General features: G+C 44.0%; 15 protein-coding genes, 21 tRNA genes and 1 rRNA gene. 33 read left to right on the plus strand and 4 right to left on the minus strand.

Going from position 1 to position 15,704, the window contains the following annotated elements:
- The first annotated feature begins 3 nt into the window (after nt 1-3).
- The 22 genes from FFM75_RS11290 (at nt 4) to FFM75_RS11395 (ending at nt 2,093) form a co-directional block, all read left to right on the plus strand.
- Nucleotides 4-76: transfer RNA gene (locus FFM75_RS11290), tRNA-Val, on the plus strand.
- Between the two features lie 2 nt (nt 77-78).
- Nucleotides 79-151: transfer RNA gene (locus tag FFM75_RS11295), tRNA-Lys, on the plus strand.
- A gap of 52 nt (nt 152-203) precedes the next feature.
- Nucleotides 204-320, plus strand: a 5S ribosomal RNA gene (gene rrf, locus FFM75_RS11300).
- A 5-nt stretch (nt 321-325) separates the two neighbouring features.
- Nucleotides 326-398 (plus strand) — tRNA-Val (locus FFM75_RS11305).
- 2 nt (nt 399-400) lie between these two features.
- Nucleotides 401-473: transfer RNA gene (locus FFM75_RS11310), tRNA-Lys, on the plus strand.
- A gap of 91 nt (nt 474-564) precedes the next feature.
- Nucleotides 565-637: transfer RNA gene (locus FFM75_RS11315), tRNA-Thr, on the plus strand.
- A gap of 15 nt (nt 638-652) precedes the next feature.
- Nucleotides 653-724 (plus strand) — tRNA-Gly (locus tag FFM75_RS11320).
- Nucleotides 725-737: 13 nt separating this feature from the next.
- A tRNA-Leu gene (locus FFM75_RS11325) sits at nt 738-823 on the plus strand.
- 10 nt (nt 824-833) lie between these two features.
- Nucleotides 834-907, plus strand: a tRNA-Arg gene (locus FFM75_RS11330).
- A 5-nt stretch (nt 908-912) separates the two neighbouring features.
- Nucleotides 913-986: transfer RNA gene (locus tag FFM75_RS11335), tRNA-Pro, on the plus strand.
- Nucleotides 987-1,015: 29 nt separating this feature from the next.
- Nucleotides 1,016-1,089 (plus strand) — tRNA-Met (locus tag FFM75_RS11340).
- A 16-nt stretch (nt 1,090-1,105) separates the two neighbouring features.
- Nucleotides 1,106-1,179: transfer RNA gene (locus FFM75_RS11345), tRNA-Ile, on the plus strand.
- 42 nt (nt 1,180-1,221) lie between these two features.
- A tRNA-Ser gene (locus FFM75_RS11350) sits at nt 1,222-1,311 on the plus strand.
- A gap of 8 nt (nt 1,312-1,319) precedes the next feature.
- Nucleotides 1,320-1,393: transfer RNA gene (locus FFM75_RS11355), tRNA-Met, on the plus strand.
- A 6-nt stretch (nt 1,394-1,399) separates the two neighbouring features.
- Nucleotides 1,400-1,474 (plus strand) — tRNA-Asp (locus FFM75_RS11360).
- Nucleotides 1,475-1,508: 34 nt separating this feature from the next.
- Nucleotides 1,509-1,581: transfer RNA gene (locus FFM75_RS11365), tRNA-Phe, on the plus strand.
- A 14-nt stretch (nt 1,582-1,595) separates the two neighbouring features.
- Nucleotides 1,596-1,666, plus strand: a tRNA-Gly gene (locus FFM75_RS11370).
- A 5-nt stretch (nt 1,667-1,671) separates the two neighbouring features.
- A tRNA-Ile gene (locus FFM75_RS11375) sits at nt 1,672-1,745 on the plus strand.
- Between the two features lie 4 nt (nt 1,746-1,749).
- Nucleotides 1,750-1,837, plus strand: a tRNA-Ser gene (locus FFM75_RS11380).
- A gap of 22 nt (nt 1,838-1,859) precedes the next feature.
- Nucleotides 1,860-1,932 (plus strand) — tRNA-Glu (locus FFM75_RS11385).
- 9 nt (nt 1,933-1,941) lie between these two features.
- Nucleotides 1,942-2,015: transfer RNA gene (locus FFM75_RS11390), tRNA-Met, on the plus strand.
- 3 nt (nt 2,016-2,018) lie between these two features.
- Nucleotides 2,019-2,093, plus strand: a tRNA-Asp gene (locus FFM75_RS11395).
- A gap of 162 nt (nt 2,094-2,255) precedes the next feature.
- Here FFM75_RS11395 and FFM75_RS11400 read toward each other — a convergent pair.
- Nucleotides 2,256-2,756: a hypothetical protein gene (locus FFM75_RS11400; protein ID WP_137629288.1), complete on the minus strand. Its 501-nt coding sequence runs from the start codon at nt 2,754-2,756 to the stop codon at nt 2,256-2,258.
- A gap of 129 nt (nt 2,757-2,885) precedes the next feature.
- Here FFM75_RS11400 and FFM75_RS11405 point away from each other — a divergent pair, with 129 nt between their 5' ends.
- From FFM75_RS11405 to pepF, 5 genes are all read left to right on the plus strand, one after another.
- Nucleotides 2,886-3,626 (plus strand): MBL fold metallo-hydrolase, encoded by a 741-nt coding sequence (locus tag FFM75_RS11405; protein ID WP_137629289.1) that lies wholly within the window; start codon nt 2,886-2,888, stop codon nt 3,624-3,626.
- Between the two features lie 286 nt (nt 3,627-3,912).
- Nucleotides 3,913-4,311: a transcriptional regulator SpxA gene (gene spxA, locus FFM75_RS11410; RefSeq protein ID WP_137629290.1), complete on the plus strand. Its 399-nt coding sequence runs from the start codon at nt 3,913-3,915 to the stop codon at nt 4,309-4,311.
- Between the two features lie 140 nt (nt 4,312-4,451).
- Nucleotides 4,452-5,183: an adaptor protein MecA gene (locus FFM75_RS11415; protein WP_137629291.1), complete on the plus strand. Its 732-nt coding sequence runs from the start codon at nt 4,452-4,454 to the stop codon at nt 5,181-5,183.
- An 83-nt stretch (nt 5,184-5,266) separates the two neighbouring features.
- Nucleotides 5,267-6,352: a competence protein CoiA gene (locus tag FFM75_RS11420; RefSeq protein ID WP_137629292.1), complete on the plus strand. Its 1,086-nt coding sequence runs from the start codon at nt 5,267-5,269 to the stop codon at nt 6,350-6,352.
- Between the two features lie 222 nt (nt 6,353-6,574).
- Nucleotides 6,575-8,383, plus strand: coding sequence for an oligoendopeptidase F (gene pepF / locus FFM75_RS11425; RefSeq protein ID WP_137629293.1), 1,809 nt, complete (start codon nt 6,575-6,577; stop codon nt 8,381-8,383).
- A 113-nt stretch (nt 8,384-8,496) separates the two neighbouring features.
- On the opposite strand, the gene FFM75_RS11430 is transcribed toward pepF, so the two are convergent.
- On the minus strand, nt 8,497-9,129 hold the full coding sequence (locus tag FFM75_RS11430) for a DsbA family protein (RefSeq protein ID WP_137629294.1): 633 nt from the start codon (nt 9,127-9,129) through the stop codon (nt 8,497-8,499).
- A 293-nt stretch (nt 9,130-9,422) separates the two neighbouring features.
- On the opposite strand from FFM75_RS11430, the gene yjbM reads away from it, so the two are divergent.
- From yjbM to FFM75_RS11445, 3 genes are read left to right on the plus strand one after another with little or no spacing between them, the layout of a single operon-like run.
- Nucleotides 9,423-10,082 carry a GTP diphosphokinase gene (gene yjbM / locus FFM75_RS11435; protein ID WP_307722397.1) on the plus strand — a complete coding sequence of 220 codons (660 nt, stop codon included), beginning with the start codon at nt 9,423-9,425 and terminating at the stop codon, nt 10,080-10,082.
- 2 nt (nt 10,083-10,084) lie between these two features.
- The gene (locus tag FFM75_RS11440) at nt 10,085-10,888 is read left to right on the plus strand and encodes an NAD kinase (protein ID WP_137629296.1); all 804 of its coding nucleotides are present in this window, start codon (nt 10,085-10,087) and stop codon (nt 10,886-10,888) included.
- Nucleotides 10,885-11,775, plus strand: a complete 891-nt coding sequence (locus FFM75_RS11445; RefSeq protein WP_137629297.1) for an RluA family pseudouridine synthase — start codon at nt 10,885-10,887, stop codon at nt 11,773-11,775. The genes FFM75_RS11440 and FFM75_RS11445 overlap by 4 nt, the downstream gene beginning before the upstream one ends.
- Before the next feature lie 213 nt (nt 11,776-11,988).
- On the opposite strand, the gene FFM75_RS11450 is transcribed toward FFM75_RS11445, so the two are convergent.
- Entirely contained in the window at nt 11,989-12,627 is a 639-nt protein-coding gene (locus FFM75_RS11450; protein ID WP_137629298.1) for a copper homeostasis protein CutC, read from the minus strand.
- A 12-nt stretch (nt 12,628-12,639) separates the two neighbouring features.
- Nucleotides 12,640-13,665, minus strand: a complete 1,026-nt coding sequence (locus tag FFM75_RS11455) for a lactonase family protein (RefSeq protein ID WP_137629299.1) — start codon at nt 13,663-13,665, stop codon at nt 12,640-12,642.
- A gap of 127 nt (nt 13,666-13,792) precedes the next feature.
- Between FFM75_RS11455 and FFM75_RS11460 the strand changes: the two genes are divergently transcribed.
- The 3 genes from FFM75_RS11460 to FFM75_RS11470 are packed head-to-tail and all read left to right on the plus strand — an operon-like array spanning nt 13,793 to nt 15,689.
- Nucleotides 13,793-14,152, plus strand: coding sequence for a PTS glucitol/sorbitol transporter subunit IIA (locus tag FFM75_RS11460; protein ID WP_137629300.1), 360 nt, complete (start codon nt 13,793-13,795; stop codon nt 14,150-14,152).
- A 30-nt stretch (nt 14,153-14,182) separates the two neighbouring features.
- Entirely contained in the window at nt 14,183-15,334 is a 1,152-nt protein-coding gene (locus FFM75_RS11465) for an AI-2E family transporter (protein ID WP_137629301.1), read from the plus strand.
- Nucleotides 15,315-15,689: a DUF6483 family protein gene (locus FFM75_RS11470; protein WP_307722398.1), complete on the plus strand. Its 375-nt coding sequence runs from the start codon at nt 15,315-15,317 to the stop codon at nt 15,687-15,689. The genes FFM75_RS11465 and FFM75_RS11470 overlap by 20 nt, the downstream gene beginning before the upstream one ends.
- Nucleotides 15,690-15,704 lie beyond the last annotated feature (15 nt).

Genomic DNA, 15,704 nt, shown 5'->3' on the forward strand with positions numbered 1-15,704 from the left:
CATGGAGGATTAGCTCAGTTGGGAGAGCGTCTGCCTTACAAGCAGAGGGTCACAGGTTCGAGCCCTGTATCCTCCATCGAGCCGTTAGCTCAGTTGGTAGAGCATCTGACTTTTAATCAGAGGGTCGACAGTTCGAACCTGTCACGGCTCATTTAACCGGAAGGTTAAATGAATATTACATCTTAATATTTAAGTTCCAACAGTGTGGTAGCGATAGCGGAAAGGATACACCTGTTCCCATGTCGAACACAGAAGTTAAGCTTTTTAGCGCCGATAGTAGTTGGGGGATCGCTCCCTGCGAGGATAGGACGTTGCCATGCACTCTGGAGGATTAGCTCAGTTGGGAGAGCGTCTGCCTTACAAGCAGAGGGTCACAGGTTCGAGCCCTGTATCCTCCATTGAGCCGTTAGCTCAGTTGGTAGAGCATCTGACTTTTAATCAGAGGGTCGACAGTTCGAGACTGTCACGGCTCATTGTTAAACCAATAAAATTAATTTAAAAAAGTTATTGATTTAAATGAATAGCTATGATATGATATTATAGTTGTGTTAATCATTAAGTCATGCCGACTTAGCTCAGCTGGCAGAGCATCTGTCTTGTAAACAGGGGGTCGGAGGTTCGAATCCTCTAGTCGGCATTAACTGAATATTATGCGGAAGTAGTTCAGTGGTAGAACATCACCTTGCCATGGTGGGGGTCGCGGGTTCGAATCCCGTCTTCCGCTTTCATCAAGTGCTGCCGGGGTGGCGGAATTGGCAGACGCACAGGACTTAAAATCCTGCGGTTAGTGATAACCGTACCGGTTCGATCCCGGTCCTCGGCACTTTTATGAAGCACCCATAGCGCAATTGGATAGAGTGTCTGACTACGAATCAGAAGGTTGTAGGTTCGACTCCTACTGGGTGCATATAGCGGGAAATAGCTCAGCTTGGTAGAGCACCTGGTTTGGGACCAGGGGGTCGCAGGTTCGAATCCTGTTTTCCCGATTAAGTAATCATTTGGTTATTTAACAGATCGCGGTGTAGCTCAGCTGGCTAGAGCGTCCGGTTCATACCCGGGAGGTCGAGGGTTCGATTCCCCCTGCCGCGATAGGAATAAAGAGCTTGGACCTTTAGCTCAGTTGGTTAGAGCAGACGGCTCATAACCGTCCGGTCGTAGGTTCGAGTCCTACAAGGTCCATCTGCTATTATTAGTGGACGTGTTCCTAGTTACACATTTTATGGAGGATTACCCAAGTCTGGCTGAAGGGAACGGTCTTGAAAACCGTCAGGTGGGTCAAACCACGCGAGAGTTCGAATCTCTCATCCTCCTTATATTATCGCGGGATGGAGCAGTCTGGTAGCTCGTCGGGCTCATAACCCGAAGGTCGTAGGTTCAAACCCTGCTCCCGCAATTATATGGTCCGTTGGTCTAGTTGGTTTAGGACGCCTGCCTGTCACGCAGGAGATCACGAGTTCGAGTCTCGTACGGACCGTTACATTAATTAAATATAAGAAGTATGGCTAAATGGCTCGGTAGCTCAGTCGGTAGAGCAATGGATTGAAGCTCCATGTGTCGGCAGTTCGATTCTGTCCCGCGCCATAACATTAGTTCCTGCGGGTATAGTTTAGTGGTAAAACCACAGCCTTCCAAGCTGTTGTCGCGAGTCCGATTCTCGTTACCCGCTTTTATGGGCCTATAGCTCAGTTGGTGAGAGCGCACGCCTGATAAGCGTGAGGTCGATGGTTCGAGTCCATTTAGGCCCATTATGGAGAAGTACTCAAGTGGCTGAAGAGGCGCCCCTGCTAAGGGTGTAGATCGCGCAAGCGGTGCGAGGGTTCGAATCCCTCCTTCTCCGTAGTTCTAATATTTACAAATATGACCCCTTGGTCAAGTGGTTTAAGACACTGCCCTTTCACGGCAGTAACATGGGTTCGAATCCCGTAGGGGTCATTATATTATCGCGGGATGGAGCAGTCTGGTAGCTCGTCGGGCTCATAACCCGAAGGTCGTAGGTTCAAATCCTGCTCCCGCAATTTGGTCCGTTGGTCTAGTTGGTTTAGGACGCCTGCCTGTCACGCAGGAGATCACGAGTTCGAGTCTCGTACGGACCGTCCTATGAAGTGTTATTCGTCTGAATAACACTTTTTTTGTGTCTTCGAATAATGATATTGAAAGCAATGCCAACCATAACAGGCAATGGGCACTTGTGAGAACGATGGCGGCAAAAAAGCATCTCAACTTTAAAAGAGTTGGGATGCTTTTGAGCGTTATGCTTAAGACTTTAATGACCGAACGAAGGAGTAACGACTTTCATGATAGTCGTAGTCTTCTGATAGGTATTTGGCAAATGGCTTGAATGAAGCACTACGTAACCAGACCGCATATTCAGAATCACTGTGCCAGTTTGTAACGATGACAAAAGCAGCATCGTTTTTAGCTTCACGTAAGATCCAGAAATGCTTTAGACCATTAGGCTTTTCGTATTCAGCCCGAAAGGCACTAAACTTTGAATTGAAAACCTTTTGTTCTTCGATTGGTAGGTCAACAAAGATAAAGCTAGTCATACCATGCCAGTCTTCACTACCTTTAGATAATAAAACGTCATAGGAAACGGGACTTGCAAAGACCGATTTTTCACCGGTAAGGTCGAGTAACATATATCGATCTTCAGTGGCGTTGGCCTGCATTAATAGCAAATCACGATCAGCATTTTGCTGCTGAATCATGGTCAAAATTTTGCGGGTCCCAAAAGTTGCTGAAATCTTTCCACTCATCAAATATCACTCCTTAATTATTACAGTTATTATTATACGTGTTTTCGAAAATAATTGAAAACAACTTGGTGAACGGTTTCAATTATTTTTATGTTTGGGTTAAAATAAATAGGGAAGGGACTGATATTAATGAAATTAACCGTACTAGGTTATTATGGTGGTTATCCTTATGAGGGCGTCGGGACTAGTGCTTATTTAGTCACTGCTGGTAATTATCAACTTTTATTAGATTGTGGCTCGGGCGCTTTAAATGCACTTGAAGAAATTCTTGACCCATTACAGCTAGATGCTGTCTTATTGACACATTATCATCACGATCATACGGCTGATGTGGGCGTTTTACAATATTATTGGCAATTACGCCAAGGTGACCGTAAAACGCCAGTATTGCCCATTTATGGCCATACAGAAGACCCACTAAACTTTGGGGCACTAACTTGGGCTGGGGCAACTGAAGGACGTGCTTATGATCCAGCAGCAGTCAACCAGATTGGTCCGTTTGACGTCACTTTCTTAAAGACAAAACATCCGGTCCCAGCGTTTGCGGTTAAAATTGTGGAACGCTCGACTGGCCAACAATTAACATTCTCAGCTGATACGGCTTACTTGCCTGAATTAGCTAAGTTTGCGGCTGGTTCGCAGTTATTAATGACAGATACTAACTTCGGCGCTGATAAGACCGGTAAAATCTGGCATATGACTTCAGCGCAATCTGGTGAGATTGCCAAACAAGCGCATGCTAAGCGACTGTTACTAACGCATTTACCACAAGATGTTGATTTTGAACAATTGCGGCATGAAGCGCAAGTAACGGCTGGCGAAGGGGTGCAAGTCGTTGTTGCCCAAAAGTATTTACAACTAAAGCTTTAAGTTGAAACGACTAAGTGGAAACGCTTAGTCGTTTTTTAGGTTAATTTTTTATCTTCATTTATAAAAATAATAAGCAAATTCTAAATTGTGTGCAATTCAATATGCGACATAATATAATATTATCTGCTTTTTAGGTATATAATAATACAAAAATAGAAAAAATGTTCAATACTAAAAATAATATCAAAAAAATATTTTTAAAAAACTATTCACAAATAATTGTTGAGCATGTATAATAATATTTGTACTAAAGCTGTGATGTTGGCGCCCCCAAAGGAGGACTTTTATGGTTACTTTATATACCTCACCAAGTTGCACCTCATGTCGCAAGGCAAAGTTATGGCTACAGACGCATGAAATTGCGTTTGAAGAACGTAATATCTTTTCGGACCCTTTATCAATTGATGAAATCAAAGGCATTTTAAAAATGACAGAAGATGGCACTGAAGAAATCATTTCAACCCGTTCTAAGGCCTTTCAACGGTTAAACGTGGCCATTGATGATTTATCGTTAAATGAACTTTATGACATGATCAGCCGTGACCCTAGTTTATTACGGCGACCGATTCTTTTAGATGACAAACGATTGCAAGTCGGGTATAACGAAGATGAAATCCGGCGGTTCCTACCACGCCAAATTCGGACGTTAGAACTCCTACGTGCCCAACAGCTTGCAAACAGTTAAAAAATTCCTAATTGGCTAGTTGGGCGACCTAATTAGTCAATTTTTTTATTTTCAGATAGATTACTTTACAAAGCGCTGAAATAAGTTAGAATTGTGATAGTGATTATGGCCCTTGACACTTAGAAAGGGGTGGATCTGTAATGGAGATGGAACGAATCAATGAAGATACGATTCGAGTTCTTATCGGTAACGATGATCTCAATGAACGCGGGATTCGCGTATTGGATTTACTAGGGAATCATAAGCAAATTGAAAGTTTCTTTTATAGCATTTTAGAAGAAGTTGATGTTGATCATCAATTTCAAGACAACGATGCCGTCACTTTCCAAGTTCTACCAAACCGCAACGGTCTGGAGTTATTTATTAGTAAAAATAGTGAAAACTTGCAAGACACGATTGCTAAGGCGACGCAGTCACCAAATCAGTCGGGTGATCATGATATGCAAGATGATGTTTCAGATTATTTAAAACGCAAATTAATGCAGACTGATACGGATGGTGGCGATCAGCCACAGGGCGTCCAACATAACCAAACTAAGGATACCAACGATTTAGATCCTTATATCGATGATCCAGACACACCAACGAAAGAATATGTCTTAAAATTTGATAATTTTGAGGACGTCATTTCGTTAGCCCAAATTTTTCGGCCAGATGGGTTGGCGTCGAACTTATTTAAGTATCGAGACAATTACTACTTAGAGTTAGTCTTCTTCGTCGATCAATCTTCAACCGGTATTATCCAAGATGATGTTGCCGTTGCGCTTGAATATGCGCATAGGACTAAGGTAACTGCTGATGTCTTGTTAGAACATGGTGAAAAAGTGATGTCAAATGCTGCCCTTGAGACAGTCAGACATTATTTTAAATAGTTTGATTAGAAATCGTAACCAATTTATTTGGTTGCGATTTTTTTTGTGCTTTTTTCGGAGCTGACTTAAGAGGAGGTGATGAGATGTTAATGGCACATGATGCTAATCAACAAGCCATTAACGCGACTGTAGCCCATCGAAAAACGGGCTATCATTGTCCTGGTTGTCAAGCACCCGTCCAGTTAAAACGTGGTACCGTCATGACACCCCATTTCGCGCATCAGCGTGACCAAGCTTGTCAGACGTTTTCTGAAGGTGAGACGGCTGAACATTTATTAGGCAAGCAGCAGTTAGCAGCTTGGTTTTTAGCGAGTGGGTATAAGGTCCAATTGGAGGCGCCCTTAACGGCTATTCATCAACGCCCTGACTTATTAGTACAATTGCCAGGACAAAAGCCTTTAGCGATTGAGTTTCAATGTTCACCATTAGCAGTGCCACGATTAAAAGCGCGTACGCTGGGGTATCGACAGCATGGTTATCGGGTGTTATGGGTATTGGGGACGCCTTATCAGCAAGCGCGTTTACGGCCGACATCTAAAGCCTTGAAATTTTTACAATACAATCAACAATGGGGCTGTTACTTGGCTTTTTGGGATGTCCAGCAAGTGGCGTTATGTTTACGGTTTAATTTATTGGGTTTCGATGGTGATCCATTGCAATCACAACGTCAGCTCTTTTGGTCACAGCGCCAACCGGTAGACCAATTAATGACCTATCGACCGACCTTATTAGTGCCACAAATCGTCGCCGAACAGTTTCAGCGACGGCAACGTCGGTTAGTGATCGGTCGATTGACGCGCCAGCCACGGTTCATGGCGCTACAAACGTTGTGTTATCAGCACGGTGGGACGTTAGCGACTTTGCCACTCTGGGTCTATCCGATGCAAGCGAAATTGCCGATTCTAACGACCGCGTTTTTGGCCTGGCAAGTGCAGCTTTTTATTGCCCTACGCAAACAACCGGTCCAAGTTTGGTCACTGCTAGCCTTGCGCCAATTGATTTGGCAAACGTTGCAACCATGTTTAGCACCGATGAGTTGTATTGAGACGCCACGCCATTTGTGTCAACACTTGATTCAGACGTGTTTAAACGAATTAATGACCAAGCAAGTTATTCGACCAGTCGCTGGTGGTTGGCGCGTTGTTCAGCGTCAATTGGCGTGGCGTTAGCCTGAGTCAGGCGAGTGCAAAGCGTGCGAAATCGAGATAGTGTGTTACCCTAAGTTATATGACGAATTTGATTGTTCGCGGCAATGGAAGTCAATGTGTAGCGTTGCAACGGGAATAATCTGGCTGGAATTAGCCTGGCCATTAACTTTGAAAGGAGTGCTATACCGTGACTTTTTAAATGACAGTTGTCATTGACTACACAGGGTATAGTTGTAACTTAAAATGGTAGCAACCAAAAAATTACCAACCCGGTCAGCTGTGCCAGAAGCGTTGACTTGGGATTTAACCACGATTTATGCAGACCAGGCGGCATACACCGCCGATGTGGACCAAGTCAAAGCGGCTTTGGCAACGGTCACCGAGCTAAAAGCGCAGTTTGCAGATTCGGCAGATAACGTGTTAGCTGGTGTTCAAGGGGTGCTAGCGCTATATCGACGTCTTGAAAAAGTGGCGGTATACGCAAGCCTAAAGAGTGATCAGGATACTGGAAATAGTGCCAATCAGGCTTTAGATGACCAAGCCAGTGCGTTGACGGCGCAAGTATCGGCTGCAACTGCTTGGTTGGAACCGGCTATTTTGACGTTAACACCCAGTCAATTAGACACGTACTTGGATGAAAATGTCGCATTACGTGATTATCGTCACTTTTTTGACACCGTACGCTTACAAAAAGGGCATGTCTTATCGACTAGTGAGGAAGCCTTATTAGCCGGCGCTGGCGATATTTTTGATGCTTCAGCGAAGACCTTTGGGGTGCTTAATAATGCTGACTTTGATTTTCCGGTTGTGAATGATGAACACGGTAATCCCGTCAAACTTTCACAAGGGGTTTATGGGGTCTTATTGGAGTCAGTTGACCCAGCGACGCGGCGAACCGCGTTTAAGGCCTTATATTCGGTGTATACACAATTTCGCCGGACCTTAGCTTCAACGCTAGCAAGTCAGGTCAAAGTCCATAATTTTGTTGCTCAGGCACACCATTATCCGGATGCACGAACTGCTGCATTAGCTGCCAATCAGATTCCAACTGCGGTTTATGATACGTTAGTGACCTCGGTCGACCAACATTTAGCGTTGCTACATCGCTATGTGGCGTTGCGCAAGTCGATTTTAGATGTCGATGAGTTGCATATGTATGATTTATATACGCCGTTGACTGGTAAGCCTGAGTTGACTTATACGTATGACCAAGCTAAAGAAACGGCTTTAAAGGCGTTAAAAGTTCTCGGCCCAGATTATTTGAAGCATGTTAAAACCGCATTTAATTCGCGTTGGATCGATGTCGTGGAAAATCAAGGAAAACGCAGTGGCGCTTATTCATCAGGGATGTATGATACAGCACCATATATGCTGTTGAACTGGCAAGATAACATTGATAACTTGTATACCTTAGTCCATGAAATGGGCCACAGTATGCATTCTTATCTCACCACGCACCATCAGCCTTATCAATATGGTGATTATTCGATTTTTGTGGCGGAAATTGCGTCAACGACTAACGAAAATCTATTGACGAATTACTTTTTAGCAACTGAAACTGATCCAAAAATTCGGGCGTATGTCTTGAATTACTATTTAGATGGGTTTAAGGGGACCCTGTTCCGGCAGACCCAATTTGCTGAATTTGAACAATGGATTCATGAAGAAGCGGCTGCTGGTCGGCCGTTGACCGCTGATCGGATGTCAACGTATTATTTACAATTGAACCAGCGGTATTATGGCGATGCAGTTGTCAGTGATCCTGAAATTGCGGATGAATGGTCCCGGATTCCACATTTCTATTACAATTACTATGTCTATCAATATGCGACCGGATTTGCGGCGGCATCAACCTTGGCCCAACAAATCTCAACCAAACAACCAGATGCTGTAAAAAACTATCTTGGTTACTTGCAAGCGGGCTCCTCTGAATTTCCAATTGAAGTGATGCGGAATGCCGGGGTCGATATGACGAAGACGACGTATCTAGATGATGCTTTTAAGGTTTTTGAACAACGACTGAACGAATTTGAAAGCTTAGTTAAAAACTAAGTTAAACAAAGCGTGAGCGAACTAGTAATAGTGGCTCGCGCTTTTTTGATGACACTAAAAAAACCGTTGCGAAAAGGCAACGGTTAGGTCGTACGGAATAATGGCAATAGCTTTTATAAAACGTGTAATTGCGTATCGTCCAAGTTCGCGCAACTTGGGGTATGTTGATTGAGGTCGTGGAAGGGATCTAATTGACCATTAACGAGGTCAAAGAGGGTATTGTAAGTAAAGTGTTCAAGCAAAACCCCGTAGTCGTAATGATCACAGTCAAAAACAACGGCGGAAGAAGCTTCACTGATATTCATTTCAGATGCTAAGCGTTGATCGGCATGAAACGCTTGTTTCGCCAAGTCGCTATTACGATCTTCCATAAACATTTCTAAGTCGATCTTGCATTGTTGTGCAACTGCTTGCACGAGTGATTCAGAATAAGTTTGACCAGCTTGTAACAGGGCATCTTGCATCGCAATTAAGAAATTACGGCCCCGTTTTTTACCTTGAAATAAAGCAGCCTTATAGTCCAAAATTAACCGATAAAGCGTCTGCGATTGTTGGTTTTGTGCTTGCCAATCAGTCGGACGTAACCCTTGGCGTTGCATCGCTTTTTGGATCACATTGATATTCAATAAAGGTACGAATTGAAATTGAATTTGTTTATCTGAATCATTGGCTAAACGCAAGACATTTTGTTCATCGCGGACACATTGTTCTCCCAACGGATTTACAAATAAATACACTTCTAACACGTCATAATTCCTCCACTTTCTCTTTTCGCGTCATAGTGCAGAATACCAAATGAAGCTAGGTATTTGCAAGTTTTTGAGTTCATAAATAATTTTATTTGTAAGGGTCAAGCGTTCGCTTGAATTAAACCTTCGACTGTCATCATGCACCGATTTTGTAAATTCGTAAAGTAATTTGCTTCCAGATTCATAGTTGGTAAGGTTATGGCTGTGAATTGTTAAACCAGACCCCGATAGCTTTTTATTCTTCAAAATTATGGTAAAATTTTAAGGTATGGATTTGAAACGGAGGTGCCTTGATGGAAGACTGGAACCATTTTTTAGTGCCTTATCAACAGGCTGTTGATGAGCTAAAGGTAAAGTTACGCGGGATGCGCAAGCAATTCCGGGATTTAAACCAACACGAACCGATTGAATTTGTGACTGGCCGGGTCAAACCAATTGATAGTATCAAGGAGAAAATGGTCCGGCGCAAGGTACAAGAAGACCGGTTGGAACAAGATATGCAAGATATCGCTGGTTTACGGATCATGTGTCAATTCGTCGAAGACATTTATCAAGTTGTTGATTTGTTACGTAAACGGACTGACATGACGATTTTGGAAGAGCGCGATTATATTAGCAATGAAAAGCCGTCTGGCTACCGGTCATATCATATAGTGATTGAGTATCCAGTTCAAATGGTCGGTGGCGAAAAGAAAATTTTAGCTGAAATTCAAGTTCGCACATTGGCCATGAACTTTTGGGCGACCATTGAACATTCTTTGAATTACAAGTATCAAGGCGATTTTCCAGAAAACTTGAGCCAACGGTTACAACGGGCGGCTGAAGCAGCCTTTAGTTTGGACAAAGAAATGTCGGAAATTCGTGAAGAAATTCAAGAAGCGCAGAGCTTATTCTCATACGGTAAAGGCTCACAAGGTGAGTCAACACCGCCAACGAAAGAAGATCAGTGAAGATGAAGGTCACAATATTTGCGAATTCAAATGAAAAATCAAAAAAAGTTGCGCATGAACTACATACCAAGTTAGTTACTGCTGGGTTTGAAATCGATGATTTTACGCCTGATTTGGTCTTTTCCGTCGGTGGTGATGGCACCTTATTATCAGCTTTTCATCATTACAGCGATATGGTTGATCAAGTTCGATTTGTTGGTGTGCATACCGGGCATTTAGGGTTTTACACTGATTGGCGTGATTATGAAATCGATCAATTAGTTTCCGGCTTAAAAGAAGATAATGGGCAAAGTGTGACTTACCCATTACTATCGGTTGAAATCACGTATGCCGATACTGGTGAGACGGATCATTACTTGGCGTTGAATGAATCAACGTTAAAAAAGCTGGGTAGCACGATGGTTGCGGATGTTTATATTCAAGATGAATTATTTGAACGTTTTCGTGGTGACGGGCTATGTGTCTCAACACCAACTGGGTCGACCGCATACAATAAGTCGGTCGGTGGGGCTGTGATCCATCCGCGCCTAGATGCGTTACAAATGGCTGAAATTGCATCGATCAATAACCGCGTGTTCCGGACGTTAGGATCGCCGGTCATCGTCGCACCATATGAGACGATCACGATCAAGCCACAACAACAATCACACTTTATCTTTACTGCTGATCAAATGGATACCCAACCACGGCCGATTCAACAGATTCGCTATTCGATTGCTAATCGCCGAATCGCGTTTGCCCAACATCGGCATAACCGTTTCTGGCAACGTGTTGGCAGTTCCTTCATTGGGTTAGATGAACAATGAGGTTTACATGGCAAAACACGGCTACGGCGCCGATGAAAGTCAAGACGTTGTTAGCCCAACATGGGGTCACCCGCAGTTTATTGAAAAAAGTGAAGTTTCATGGCGGGGCCATCTTAGTCAATGAACAGCCAGTCTTAGCGATTCATATGTTGACCGGTGGTGAGACCGTGACGATGGTCACACCAGATGAAGTTGGGAACGACTTTTTAGGTGTTTCCGACTTGCCAATTAACATTTTATATGAAGACCGTGATTACTTAATCGTGAATAAGCCCGCTGGCGTGGCTTCAGTGCCCGCCCACCGACTTCCTGATAATACGTTAGCTAATCGTGTTAAAGGCTACTACCGTGCGCAGGGATACGCTAATGAGGTGGTTCATATTACCACGCGGTTGGATCGTGATACGAGTGGCATTGTTTTGTTTGCCAAGCACCATTTTGCCCATTCGATTATTGACCATCAATTAAAGGCCCATGCGATGCGGAAGATGTATTTGGCGGTTGTAAGTGGGCAGCTCACAGCGGATCATGGCTGGTTAGATCAGCCAATTGCGCGTGATCCAGAGTCATTTATTAAGCGGACAGTTGCCCCGGATGGTCGGCCATCTTTGACCGAATATTGGGTGGTAAAACGTTTAAAGACGATGACCGTTGTGCGAGTGCGCTTGCATAGCGGTCGCACACATCAAATTCGGGTCCACTTTGCGGCCGCTGGGCATCCCTTGATTGGTGATGACCTTTATGGTGGTCCAAAACATCCAGCGATTGATCGCCAAGCACTGCATTGTATGCAACTGCAATTTTATGATCCGTTTATCGAACAAGACTTAACGACGTTTGCACCGTTAACGCCGGATTTAGTTCGATTAATTGAAAGTGACACTTAAGTTAATGATCGGTTGCTATTACGGCTAACCAATAACTAAACTTAATTGTAAAAATGCCCGCCAATGATGAGACGTCACGTCTGACAACTGGCGGGCATTTTTATGAACAGCTTGGTTATCGCTGGTCTAAAATGCAAAAACGACTTTGACCACAACAAAAAAGACGCCTGGGACAGACTGTTTTGTCTGTCTCAGGCGTCTTTTAACATCAAATTAATAGTTAATGATTTTTGTCCCGTGAGCTTGTGGGACATCTAATGCGGCAGCAATCTCATCAACGTTGGCGGCGGTGATACCACCACCAGGTAAGATTTGAATCCGCCCGTCGGCTTGGGCCAAGGTTGCTTTTAAATGTGGCAGGCAGTCCATAATCGGTTGACTGAGGGGACCACCATGGGTCAAGATGCGATCAACTTGGTGTTCGACTAACCAATCCATTGCTGGGGCTTGTTGGTCAGGTGCTAATGCGTCAAACGCCATGTGGAAGGTCACGCTCATGCCACCAGCGGCGCCAATTAAGAGGGCCATGGCTTCAGTATCTAAGTGACCATCAGCGGTCAATGCACCTAAAGCCACCCCGTCAACACCTAGGGCTTGGGCTTGCAGTAAGTCAGCTTCCATGATTTTTAATTCGGTGTCGTTATAGACGAAATCGCCACCACGCGGTCGAATCATGGTAATCAAGGTAATCCCGTGTTCTTGGGTGTATTTGGCTGCTTCACTCATGACGCCGCGACTGACGGTCGTGCCGCCAACGGCGAGGTTGTCATTTAATTCAATTCGTTGTGCACCCGCAGCAATTGCAGCGGGGATATTTGTGTAGTTTTCCAATGCGACTTCTTTTAATAACATCGTATTCATCCTTTATTTTGAGAATAAGACACAAACGCCTTCGGGAACGGCGATGTCTTTTTGGCGAAGGGTCAATTGACCAGTAGTGAGATCTCGGTCATATAACGTTGCATTATCGGTGTTTTGATTCACGACCACGATGAATGCTTCGGTTGGATCGAGATCAAAATCACGTGGAAAATCGCCTTCGGTACTGATTTGTTGAATCAGTGTTAAGCTAGCGTCGTCGTTGACGTTAAATACGGCCAACGTGTTGTAACCACGATTGGAAACATACAAGAAGTGACCATCACGACTTAATCGAATCGCAGCGGCCCCATTATGTTCAGTGTAATCACTTGGAATCGTTGTCGTGACACTTAGCAAGGTGAACGTCCCATTAGCCGTATCATAAGCTAAACTAGCCACTTGGCTAGACAATTCACCAACGAGAAAAGCATGGTGACCATCGGGGGCAAAGACCAAATGCCGGGGACCGAAACCTGCTGCCAACTTAAGCGTTGATTGTAAGCTTAGTTTGCCGGCATCACTGACATTATAAACGTAGACCGTGTCACTACCAAGATCAATGGCAACTAAGCGATTGTCCGGCGTTAAATCAGTGTAGTGGATATGTGAACTATCTTGCTCTGGTCGAGGACCATTCCCCGTATGTTGGGCTTGGTCAACGAGTTCGAGCTCACCGTTAGCGGCAATCTTCATAACAGTCGCGGTGCCCTTATGATAATTGGCGCTATAAACGAGTTGGCGGGCTTCATCGACAGCCACATAAGCTGGGGGCGTTCCGGGTGCCACCACTTCGTTTAGTTTAGTTGCGGTTTGACCATCAAGTTGCCAAGCCGCAATCCCACCTTCATCATCGGCCTTGTCAACACTATAAAGCCGGTGTTTAGCTGAGAGCGCTAAATAAGTGGGGTTGGCCACTTTAGCGATTAAGCCGGTGTTCGTTAACGTTTTTTCAGTCGTGTCGAGGACGCCGGCATAGATGCCTTGACTCGTTTTTTTCGTATAAGTTCCAAATAAAATAGATTCTTGCATACAGGTACCTCCTATCTTTTCAAGTATAGCATAAAACGTTGACATGAAAGCGATGACAAACTGGCGATGTCCTTTGATGCTATGCTACAATTAAGCCAATCAAATTAAGGAATGGAGTTCTGTAAACATGGCAATCACAGCAACAGTACAATCAATCGGGAAACAGGCAATTTCCACGAAGGAACCCATTTTAATTTTCTTTGCGGATGGTGCAACGGCAGCTATTGAAGACATTGCGATTATTCAAAAATTCACGACGCCTTTGACTGGGTTAGATGTGCAAACGGGTGGGACGCTTAAAATTGATGATCAAAGTTATACCGTCGCTTATGCGGGCGAATTGGTCAATGCGAACTTAACCTCGATCGGGCATGCCACTTTTTACTTTACGGCTGTTCCCGCTAAACCAATGCAAAATGGGATTTATCTCAGTCCAGCAACCATGCCGACCATTAAAGTGGGTAGTGTCATCACGTATCAACCATAAGGATTAAATAAACGACGGGGGTGGCGCTAGTTGAAACCAAAACCAGCGGTCCGCCAATTAACGAGTCAAAAAGTGATTCGCGGATTGGCGATTATTTTGTTAGTTTTGGCTTGCTTGTTTTTAGGCAAGCAAGTGGACTGGGTGTTAACGCCAGTTCAACAGTTTTTTAGCATTGTTGGCTTTCCAATTATCTTAGCGGGTGTCTTGTACTACTTGATGAATCCGTTAGTGGATCTATTGGAGCGTAAGTATCAGATTCGACGGACTTGGACGATTATTGGGCTGTTTGTCGTCATTTTAGGCTTGATTATTTGGGGCGTGATTGCATTGATTCCAATCGTGCGGACCCAAACATTGGGCATTATTAATGACTGGCCCACATATTGGCATAATGCCAGCAATGAAATCAATCATTGGTTAAATGATCCGAAATTATCAACATTGCGTGATCAACTTGATCAATGGAATACCGATGCAAGTAAGATGTTAAACGGTAAGGTCACGAAGTATTTAACTGGAACGGTTTCATCGATTACAAGCGTAGTTAGTACCTTGACTACCGTGATTATTGGCTTGATTACGATGCCATTTATCTTGTTTTATTTGTTAAAAGATGGGCATCAATTGCCACATTACTTGGCCAAGTTTATCCCGACAAAACGGCGGGCGAGCTTTTTGCAAGTGTTGACGGAAATGAATAATCAAGTCAGTAACTATATCCGTGGACAATTGACTGTTGCATTTTTTGTGGCGGTGATGTTTGCCATTGGGTATTGGATTATTGGCATGAAGTTTGCGTTAACTTTAGGGATTGCCGCCGGTATTTTGAACTTGATTCCGTATTTGGGGTCATTTTTAGCGATGGTGCCATCAGTGGTGATCGCACTTGTGATCTCACCATGGATGTTAGTCAAAGTCTTGATCGTATTTGTGATTGAACAGACGATTGAAGGCCGAGTGATTTCGCCGCTAGTGTTAGGGAGCAGTTTGGCGATTCATCCCGTGACGATTTTGATCGTCCTACTAGTTAGTGGCAAAATTTTTGGCTTAATGGGGGTCATCTTTGGGATTCCTGGTTATGCCATTTTGAAAGTCTTGATTAGCCATTTGTTTACTTGGTATCAGACACAATCTGGTCAGTATCCACCGGAAACGAAAGCAGATGAAAAACAAGATGGCTGAAGAAAGTGACTATATTTTACGGCAGATTCATTCGTTAGCGGAGGGGTTTGGGTACTTGCTATCACGCGCTAAAGATAGCAATAATACCGAAATCGTTTTTCCGGGGACTAGCGGGCCGGATTTGCCGCACCAAGTGGAATTACGGGCCTTAATTGCGGATCATCGTTATCAAGTTGCCGCAACCAGGTTAGTTAAGTTGCGTTACGCGATGACAGAAGATCAGTTTTTTAAGTTAGCTCTGTGGTTTTATCAGACTTTAAATGGATTTGACGAAGCCACATTGCAGGCTGGGGACTATTCCAAAGCCAGCATCGTGGCCGGGCTAAAGCAACTGACAACTTTTAAAGACGACTAATAAAAATGGTCAGCA

Source organism: Lactiplantibacillus daowaiensis (assembly GCF_005405085.1).
GTDB classification, from domain to species: Bacteria; Bacillota; Bacilli; order Lactobacillales; family Lactobacillaceae; genus Lactiplantibacillus; species Lactiplantibacillus daowaiensis.

Coding starts and splice junctions, on each gene's coding strand:
- FFM75_RS11420 (WP_137629292.1), top strand. CDS start 5,267: ATGTTAATGGCACATGATGCTAATCAACAAGCCATTAACGCGACTGTA.
- FFM75_RS11445 (WP_137629297.1), top strand. CDS start 10,885: ATGAGGTTTACATGGCAAAACACGGCTACGGCGCCGATGAAAGTCAAG.
- FFM75_RS11450 (WP_137629298.1), bottom strand. CDS start 12,627: ATGTTATTAAAAGAAGTCGCATTGGAAAACTACACAAATATCCCCGCT.
- pepF (WP_137629293.1), top strand. CDS start 6,575: ATGGTAGCAACCAAAAAATTACCAACCCGGTCAGCTGTGCCAGAAGCG.
- FFM75_RS11415 (WP_137629291.1), top strand. CDS start 4,452: ATGGAGATGGAACGAATCAATGAAGATACGATTCGAGTTCTTATCGGT.
- FFM75_RS11400 (WP_137629288.1), bottom strand. CDS start 2,756: ATGAGTGGAAAGATTTCAGCAACTTTTGGGACCCGCAAAATTTTGACC.
- FFM75_RS11460 (WP_137629300.1), top strand. CDS start 13,793: ATGGCAATCACAGCAACAGTACAATCAATCGGGAAACAGGCAATTTCC.
- FFM75_RS11455 (WP_137629299.1), bottom strand. CDS start 13,665: ATGCAAGAATCTATTTTATTTGGAACTTATACGAAAAAAACGAGTCAA.
- FFM75_RS11440 (WP_137629296.1), top strand. CDS start 10,085: ATGAAGGTCACAATATTTGCGAATTCAAATGAAAAATCAAAAAAAGTT.
- spxA (WP_137629290.1), top strand. CDS start 3,913: ATGGTTACTTTATATACCTCACCAAGTTGCACCTCATGTCGCAAGGCA.
- FFM75_RS11405 (WP_137629289.1), top strand. CDS start 2,886: ATGAAATTAACCGTACTAGGTTATTATGGTGGTTATCCTTATGAGGGC.
- FFM75_RS11470 (WP_307722398.1), top strand. CDS start 15,315: ATGAAAAACAAGATGGCTGAAGAAAGTGACTATATTTTACGGCAGATT.